The sequence below is a fragment of the Acinetobacter sp. 243_ASPC genome (genome assembly GCF_001054715.1).
Taxonomy (GTDB): Bacteria; Pseudomonadota; Gammaproteobacteria; order Pseudomonadales; family Moraxellaceae; genus Acinetobacter; species Acinetobacter soli.
Genome location: NZ_JVOR01000129.1, coordinates 1 through 8611, shown reverse-complemented (window position 1 = coordinate 8611; position 8611 = coordinate 1). Strand labels below are relative to the sequence as shown.

Annotated in this window: 7 protein-coding genes and 1 tRNA gene; 6 read left to right on the top strand and 2 right to left on the bottom strand. The window is 42.2% G+C overall.

The window, feature by feature from the left end; genetic code table 11:
- Nucleotides 1–2: 2 nt before the first annotated feature.
- Both ADA42_RS16420 and ADA42_RS16415 read right to left on the bottom strand, forming a co-directional pair.
- A tRNA-Arg gene (locus ADA42_RS16420) sits at nucleotides 3–76 on the bottom strand.
- A gap of 533 nt (nucleotides 77–609) precedes the next feature.
- Nucleotides 610–1302, bottom strand: a complete 693-nt coding sequence (locus ADA42_RS16415; protein ID WP_004947909.1) for an exonuclease domain-containing protein — start codon at nucleotides 1300–1302, stop codon at nucleotides 610–612.
- Between the two features lie 177 nt (nucleotides 1303–1479).
- On the opposite strand from ADA42_RS16415, the gene ADA42_RS16410 reads away from it, so the two are divergent.
- From ADA42_RS16410 to ahpF, 6 genes are all read left to right on the top strand, one after another.
- Entirely contained in the window at nucleotides 1480–2703 is a 1224-nt protein-coding gene (locus ADA42_RS16410; RefSeq protein ID WP_048766294.1) for an alpha/beta hydrolase, read from the top strand.
- Nucleotides 2704–2858: 155 nt separating this feature from the next.
- The gene (gene glyA / locus ADA42_RS16405; protein ID WP_004938470.1) at nucleotides 2859–4112 is read left to right on the top strand and encodes a serine hydroxymethyltransferase; all 1254 of its coding nucleotides are present in this window, start codon (nucleotides 2859–2861) and stop codon (nucleotides 4110–4112) included.
- Between the two features lie 163 nt (nucleotides 4113–4275).
- Nucleotides 4276–5067, top strand: a complete 792-nt coding sequence (locus ADA42_RS16400) for a hypothetical protein (protein WP_048766291.1) — start codon at nucleotides 4276–4278, stop codon at nucleotides 5065–5067.
- Nucleotides 5068–5099: 32 nt separating this feature from the next.
- Entirely contained in the window at nucleotides 5100–6206 is a 1107-nt protein-coding gene (locus ADA42_RS16395) for a toxic anion resistance protein (protein WP_171249946.1), read from the top strand.
- A gap of 25 nt (nucleotides 6207–6231) precedes the next feature.
- The gene (locus ADA42_RS16390) at nucleotides 6232–7143 is read left to right on the top strand and encodes a hypothetical protein (RefSeq protein WP_048766285.1); all 912 of its coding nucleotides are present in this window, start codon (nucleotides 6232–6234) and stop codon (nucleotides 7141–7143) included.
- Nucleotides 7144–7256: 113 nt separating this feature from the next.
- A partial coding sequence (ahpF, locus tag ADA42_RS16385; RefSeq protein WP_048766282.1) for an alkyl hydroperoxide reductase subunit F occupies nucleotides 7257–8611 on the top strand: 1355 nt, incomplete at its 3' end.

The following is an 8611-nucleotide window of genomic DNA, read 5'->3' as shown; positions in this document are numbered from 1 at the left end:
GGTGCGCTCGGCGGGGATCGAACCCACGACCCCAGGCTTCGGAAACCTGTACTCTATCCAACTGAGCTACGAGCGCATGCGAAGCACATCATAGGCAAAAAAAGGCCTGGGGTAAAGTGACTCATACACAGAAGTTTTTCTTATGTTTATTAAATCATCAATTGTAAGCAATTGATCTTTATTGGCGTACAAATAAAAAGAGCCCATCGAGATGGGCTAAAGGGCTAAATCTTGCATATCCATAAGAATTATAAATATGCATATTTTGAAAATTCATAGCATCATACTAAGAATTTCATTAAATGTTTCTTCGTCTTTAGTCGTAGTTCGATTATTTTTTAGACGTGCCAGTCGTCATGTAATAGCTTGGTTTTATTTTTTAAAATAAAAATCATAAAAAACAAAACCTTAAAATTATACTAAAATTAAAATTGTTGAGTGGCTTCAGTACATCTATGCAAAAATAGCATAGATATACTTAGACCAATCGCATCTAAATCAAACTCAAGATCGAGTTTTTAAAACTTATATAGTTATAAGGTCTATCATTTATCAGTAATCGACCTTAAATATATAACTTGTTTTTTATAAAATCTGGCAGGATTTCACTTATGATATGGCCTTCGTTTCCAAGGCTTTTTTTAGATAAGGATCGAGTTCATCCTGACGTAGTAGCCATTGCACGTAATCGTGTGGTAAATCCTTGATAGCAGTGCCACGATGTTTACCAAAGTTAATTTGTTCAGGAATTCGTGCTTCTTCCGAGGCGACATAAAGGGCGTCGATATTTGAAATATTTAAATGATGTACGATATGCATCAGTATATTGGCTGTCAGAATAATGTCTGCATCGGCACGATGGGCACCTTTAAGCATTTCTCGTGCTTTTGTACTGCCTTTTGAGATTAGATAAATCAACGCAGATATATTGTGTGCCTCAGCTTGTGGCCACACTTTACGCGCAAGTGCCAATGTGCAAATTGCCTTAATCTGTGAGGTATCGACACCACATCTCGCAATTGCTTTGATATCGTAATCGACATTATGTCCAATAATGTATTGTGTTTGCTTAGGTAAAGAAAAGGTCGTGAAATGTGGTTGATGCTCCAGATCAGATTCTAGAATATGATGAACGGCCATTGAAGCATATGAAATCGGCTCATCTACACTATAAAGTTGATCAAATAGCTCACTCTTGTCGAGCGTTAATTTACCTTCAAAGATTTCTACAGGCGCATAAGCAATTTCAATTGGATTACCATTTAACTGATGCGTTTCGGTATCTAAAATAATGGCGTTCATATTGCTCAGTAAGCTGACAGGTGATTTGTCAATTTATCATTCTCTTGTAATCAGGCAAAGCCTTTAAAAGGTGGTTTGATCAACCTGCAAGCGATGCTTGTGAACCGCTAACTTTTCCGCTATGTTTAAACAGAAAATAAATACAATCAGCAAAGAAGCTTAAAGGACAAAGCAACAATGAAAAAACATCTCATGGTTTTAACCACACTCAGTGCCTGTATTTTTCTAAGCGCCTGTAATGATAGTAGTGACTCCGATTCATCAAGCTCATCAAGTAATGTGCCTGAAAATAATATTCAGAATCCTGTTGTAGGAATACCTACAGCGTATACTCAATCTGGTATGGATCAGGTTGCTGGTGAAAGTGTGGTCATGACTTACAAAATGCTCGGAATAAGTGGGCAAGAAGTATTGGCAACATCACTGGTTTTCACACCAAAAGGTACACCACCAAGTGAAGGTTGGCCAATTGTGGCTTGGGCACATGGAACGACAGGTGTGGCTGATATTTGTGCGCCAAGTCGTAATGTCATGGATGAAAATGTAAAAACCATGATCACTCAGTTGCTGGCGCAGGGTTATGTTGTTGTAGCACCAGATTATGAAGGATTGGGAGAGCCGAATGGTAAAGAAATTCATCCTTTCTTAAATGTAAAAAGTGAAGCGTATTCAATTACCGATGCGGTTGTAGCAGCAAAAAGCTATTTGGGAGCAAAAGCTGCCACAAGGTGGGTCGCAGTGGGGCACTCGCAAGGTGGGCAAGCCGCGCTCGGGGCAGCGCAGTATGCGTCGCGTGCAAAGCTGACCTATAAAGGTACAATCGCTGTAGCACCAGCATCAAATCTGGATCTTATTTTAAACGCAGGGGAGCTCTCAGCTGCAAACCAGCCTGTGGCTGTGCAAATTCCAACATATACCAATTTAGATACTTACACAGCCTTAATTACTGCCGGACTGCGCAATCCAAATCCGTCCTTGCAATACAGTCAAATTTTTAAAAGCCCTTCAGATAAAATTGCCGCTCAAGCAGAAAGTGTCTGTGCGCCAGCCTTGGCACAATCATTTGCGGTAGGGCTGACAGCGTATGCTAATCAGAACAACAATAGCTTAACTGGCTATGGTCGTACTCAGGATGGCTTTCTCAATTTACCTGTAGTGAAAAATTTTACCAGTACAGATGGGCAACCACTAACAGTTAAAGTTTCAACGCCTATTAAGATTTATCAGGGGCAGGCCGATACTACGGTGCCATTTATTGCAACCAACAAGCTTGTTACGGAAGCAAAATTAGCCGGTACGAATATCAACTTTATTACCAATCCGACTTGGACACACGGCAGTGCGTATAGCTTGAATATCTCCAATATTGTCACCGACGTAAATACTTTGTTTACCCAGTAAGTTAATCTTTTTATGGCAAAATGGCTGATCCGCGCAGGATGAGCCATTTTTATGCATAACTGAGCAACTTCGCCCTGCTTAAACTCAAACTTCATGATACAATAGCGTCCAATCTTAGCACGGCTTAAAAGCCCTACTACATAGGACCCTCGCTAATGTTTGCCAACATTTCTCTTTCTGAATTTGATCCAGAATTGGCCAAAGCAATTGAAGCTGAAGATGCGCGCCAGGAAGCGCATATTGAGTTAATTGCATCTGAAAACTATTGCTCTCCTGCGGTGATGGAAGCGCAAGGATCAAAGCTTACCAATAAATATGCAGAAGGTTATCCGGGCAAACGCTATTACGGCGGCTGCGAATATGTAGATGTAATCGAACAACTTGCAATTGACCGTGCAAAAGCGCTTTTTGGTGCTGACTATGCAAACGTTCAACCGCATGCTGGTTCACAAGCAAATGCTGCGGTATATCTTGCACTTTTAAATGCAGGCGATACGGTTTTGGGTATGAGCCTTGCACACGGTGGTCACTTGACTCACGGTGCAAAAGTTAACTTCTCTGGTAAAACTTACAATGCTGTACAGTACGGTTTAAATCCAGAAACTGGTGAAATCGATTACGACGAAGTTGAGCGTTTGGCACTTGAGCACAAGCCACGTATGATCGTTGCTGGTTTCTCTGCTTATAGCCGTATTGTCGACTGGCAGCGTTTCCGTGATATCGCGGATCAAGTGGGTGCATATCTATTTGTTGATATGGCACACATCGCTGGTTTGGTTGCAGCTGGTGTGTATCCAAACCCAGTTCAAATTGCGGACGTTACTACAACAACGACTCACAAAACACTTCGTGGCCCACGTTCTGGCTTGATCTTGGCGAAAGCAAATGAAGAAATCGAGAAGAAACTTCAGTCTGCTGTATTCCCAGGCAATCAAGGCGGTCCGCTTGTACACGCTATTGCTGCAAAAGCAATCTGCTTTAAAGAAGCAATGACGCCTGAATTTAAAACGTATCAACAACAAGTTGTGAAAAACGCGCAAGCTATGGCAGATGTCTTAATTGCGCGCGGTTACGACATCGTATCGGGTGGTACAAACAACCACTTGTTCTTGTTGTCACTTATCAAACAAGACATCACTGGTAAAGAAGCTGATGCATGGTTAGGCGCTGCCAACATCACCGTTAACAAAAACGCTGTACCAAACGATCCGCGTTCACCATTTGTGACTTCTGGTATCCGTATTGGTACTCCAGCGGTAACTACGCGTGGTTTTGGCGAGTCTGAAACGCGTGAATTGGCGGGCTGGATTGCTGATGTACTTGATAGCAAAGGCGACGAAAGCGTGATCGCTGAAGTAAAAGCAAAAGTTGAAGCAGTGTGTGCGAAGTTCCCAGTTTATGCGAACTAAGTCATACTGAAAAAAAGACCTCCCATCCGGGAGGTTTTTTTTATATCGGTTTTTGGGGTGTGTAAAAAATGTTTAACATAAATCCATCATCTTGCTAAGTTTATCATCTAGGTGTTTACTTAAAATCATCCTATGATGGTATTCATCAGTTCAATTCATGGTTATGGCTCAGTTGAATGCATTAATTCCGCTTGATCAGATTGATACAGACCCAAAACAGGTCTTGGCGATCAAACGTATGGATCTTGTGCCACTACTCGACAATCCGTACCGACTAAATCACTATGCCGATCAGCTGATTCAAGCTCAGGCTGTATTGCTGAACCAAATTTCGCCTGAACTTACGCATGATTTAAGTCGTGTGATTTCTCATTTGATTGATAAATTGTCTAAATCTGACAAGATCATTAAGAAAAAATCTTTTAATCGTTTACAAAAATGGTTTGGCGTAGACATCGAGCATGATCAGACACAACTCAATTATTTGCATGGATTAGATGCATTAATCGAGCAGGCGGATCGATTGAGTCAGCAGCTTGCAGTCGAAATTCAAAAATCACAATCACGAATTCAACAGTTACTTGGTCTGCGCGAACAAATGGCACTTTATATCGTGGCTGCACAAGAATTTTTGGGTGAGTATCCTGCTTTTATCCGCCATCAGCATCCACTCGATCACTTTTCAGAGCGGCTATCTAAAAAAATCAATAGTTTGCAAACACTACAAGCCAGTAATGATCTTGCCATCACGCAAATGTTTTTAACCCAACAGCTCTCGTTTGGTTTGCTTGATCGTTTTAAAGAAGCTCAGCAAGTACTGATTCCGGCTTGGCAATATCATTTGAAACAAAGTATGCAAAACAGCTCGGCACTTGAATTGCAAAAACTTGATCATAGCCGCGAAAGTTTATTAACTATTTTAAGACAATCATTAGAAAAGAGGGTAGAACCATGACGCAGTTCGAGTCAGACCAACAGCCGAATGTGATGAAATCCGACACTGCTCTCACGCAGCATGAATTTGATGGATTGGATTTAAAAGCGTTAGGTTTACAGCCGGAGGATTTTATTCATGTGCAGGATGCTCATCGTGAGCTTGCAGATTTAAATCACGCTACTGTTGCCGAATATGGTAAAGACATTGCCAGCGTAACCTCTGCATATACCGACGAGCTTTTACACTTGGTGCGTAGTAAGGATCTCGATGAAATGGGTAAGAAATTGAACGAAGTGGTACACGTGGCCAAACAGCTCAACACTTCAAGTATTTTAAATAAACCTAAAACCTCGACCATTCCACTGATTGGCGGACTTCTGAATCGTATGAAGGGCGCAAAACAAAGCTTTGATCAAAACTTTGTCAATACTAAAGAGCAGATTGATGGCTTGGTTAAAGAGATCGAGACCACGCAAATCGGCTTAAAAACTCGAGTGAATACTCTCGATAAAATGTTTACAGCTGTACAAGATGAACACAAACAACTCGGGGTTTTGGTTGCAGCAGGAAAAATCAAGCAGCAACAATTACAAGCACAAATTCAGCAATTAACCGAAGATTCCAATGCTCAGCAGCATACTCAGGCCATTTACGATTTAAATCATTTATCCAATAATCTTGAAAAGCGTGTGAGTGATTTACAAGTATTGCAGCAATCCGCCATGCAGACATTGCCTATGATCCGGATTATTCAATCGAATAACTTAATGCTAGTGGATAAATTTTATGCCATAAAAAACATTACATTACCCGCTTGGAAAAATCAGATTAGCTTGGCAATTTCCTTGCAAGAGCAACAAAACAGTGTGCAGCTTGCCAAACATATTGATGATGCCACTAATGAACTTTTACGACGTAATGCAGAATTACTACATCAAAATTCAATTGACACCGCGAAGGCCAATCAACGATCTGTTATTGATATTGAAACACTTGAGCACGTTCAAAATACGCTGATTAAAACGGTCAATGATGTGATTCAGATTCAAAAAGAGGGCATGCAAAAGCGCGATGAAGCTACCGTTCGTTTACGTGCATTACAAGATAATTTGCAGCAACTGGTGATTGATTCAAGTCGCACCAAAACAGAAACTTGATTGAAATACGCTTTGGGAGAAAACATTGCCATCGGTCAAACATTACCCCATTCACCCCGAAGATATCCAAGCTCGTCTTGTCAATTTGAAAAAAAGACAGCGTGGCTTGAGTATATTCGGGATTGCTGCACTCAGTGTATGTGCACTTGCGGTATTGTTTTCATTTGCACTTCAGCCCGTCATTTACGGTTTTTTTGATTTGAGTACACAAATCAAGCAGCTTCATATTCCAGCAGGGTTTGAGGGGCAATTGTTTGTCGATGAGCAACCCGATTATTTAATGACCTTATTGTCATGGTTAGGGTGGTTGATACTCAAACTTACGGTGAGTTTTTTTGGTGCTTTTATTTTTGTACGGTTACTTAAAAAATTCCGTTTTTTTAAAGTCCGATTTAAATCTTTGATTTTACGCTTTGTGGCATGGCTCATTGGGTGGATTTTGATTTGGTCTGGCTTAACCTTTCTCCAATATCATCAGCAAAGTGATGAAGCGCAAGCGTATGCTGAGTTGGTTCAATATGATCAGCGCATTCAGACCAGTCCGATTTTTCTATATTTACAACAAGCCCATTCACCTCAACCCGTCAAAGATTATTTACTCGCGCAAACTGCGCTGTTACATCGTCCCATAGACAAGGATGCTGCTGTATCCTACACCAGTAGTCTGATTCGTGCCGAACGCACGGATCCACATTTCTTTGAATACGGCCTCAAACGCGAGCAATTGTGGACCATTCAGCATCAAGTTTACGGAAAAAGCATCACACCGATGGCGCAAAGTATCGATGCGCAAGCACGTCAAGCAGCACGTATCAGTGAGGTCACTCAGCGATTGAGCTGGGGATTAAGCTTTGTGGCGTTTTTGGCTGGGGCAATACTTTATGGTTTAAATGTAAACCTTAAAGCTCGTATTCGGCGGATTGAAGCTCGATTTTAGTATTTATTCAAAAAACCGATTGTATTGATAAAAACATACCGTTTCCCCTATCAATGCATTTATCTTATTCTTCTCAACAAGTTAAATTATTTACTCCTTTGGAGCTGTTAGGCATGTTAGACCAAAATATCAAGACTCAACTTAAAACTTACCTAGAACGCTTAGAAAGCCCAATCGAACTGGTTGCTGCGCTCGATGATTCGGATAAAGCCGCAAAGATCAAAGAACTGGTGACTGAAATCGCAGAACTCTCTGATCGTGTAACGGCTCGCTTTGATGGCCAGAATCCACGCCGTCCAAGCTTTGGTATTGCCAAAGCGGGTGAACAGCCACGTGTATTTTTTGCTGGCTTGCCAATGGGCCATGAGTTCACCTCATTGATTCTGGCGTTGCTACAGGTATCAGGCTATGCCCCTAAAGTTGCGCCTGAGCTTTTAGAGCAGATTAAAGGCTTGCAGGTGAGCGATCATTTTGATGTATTTGTGTCGTTAAGCTGCCATAACTGTCCAGATGTGGTACAGGCCCTCAACCTGATTGCCATTTATAACCCGAATGCAACAGCCACCATGATTGATGGTGCCTTTTTCCAGGATGAGGTTGAAGAACGCAAGATCATGGCTGTGCCGATGGTGTTCCAAAACGGTCAGCATATTGGTCAGGGCCGCATGACGCTTGAAGAGATTGTAGCTAAACTCGACAATAATTCGGCTGAAAAAGACGCTGCGGCCATCAATGCCAAAGCTGCCTTTGATGTGCTGGTGGTCGGTGCTGGCCCTGCGGGTGGAACCTCGGCCATTTATGCCGCACGTAAAGGCATTCGTACCGGTATGATCGCAGAGCGCTTTGGCGGTCAGGTCATGGACACCATGGACATTGAAAACTTTACCTCGGTACAAAAAACCTTGGGGCCGAAGTTTGCCACCGATATGGAAGCACATATTCGTGAATACGATGTCGATATCATGAACTTGCAGCGTGTGAGCAAAATCACCGGTGCAGATCAAACCGCAAATGGTCTGGTACATCTTGAACTTGAAAATGGCGCTACAGTTGAATCGAAAACCGTCATTCTTTCTACTGGTGCACGCTGGAGAAAGATGAATGTTCCGGGTGAGGATGAATATGCCACCCGTGGTGTTGCATACTGCCCACACTGTGATGGTCCGTTGTTTAAAGGCAAGAAAGTAGCGGTGATTGGTGGCGGTAACTCGGGTGTTGAAGCTGCGATTGATCTGGCGGGAATTGTTGAGCATGTGACACTGATTGAGTTTGATACCAAACTTCGTGCCGATCAGGTCTTGCAAGACAAGCTGAACAGTTTGAGCAATGCCACCGTGATCACGCATGCTTTATCCACTGAAGTGGTGGGAGACGGCAGTCAGGTGACGGGTCTGAAATATAAAGACCGTGGCACTGATACGGAGCATACGCTTGAGCTGTCTGGTATTTTTGTACAGATCGGATTGTT

Bases quoted from the DNA above. Each gene is read 5' to 3' on its own strand.
- ADA42_RS16415 (WP_004947909.1), bottom strand. From the start codon at position 1,302: ATGAACGCCATTATTTTAGATACCGAAACGCATCAGTTAAATGGTAAT.
- ADA42_RS16410 (WP_048766294.1), top strand. From the start codon at position 1,480: ATGAAAAAACATCTCATGGTTTTAACCACACTCAGTGCCTGTATTTTT.
- glyA (WP_004938470.1), top strand. From the start codon at position 2,859: ATGTTTGCCAACATTTCTCTTTCTGAATTTGATCCAGAATTGGCCAAA.
- ADA42_RS16400 (WP_048766291.1), top strand. From the start codon at position 4,276: ATGGCTCAGTTGAATGCATTAATTCCGCTTGATCAGATTGATACAGAC.
- ADA42_RS16395 (WP_171249946.1), top strand. From the start codon at position 5,100: ATGAAATCCGACACTGCTCTCACGCAGCATGAATTTGATGGATTGGAT.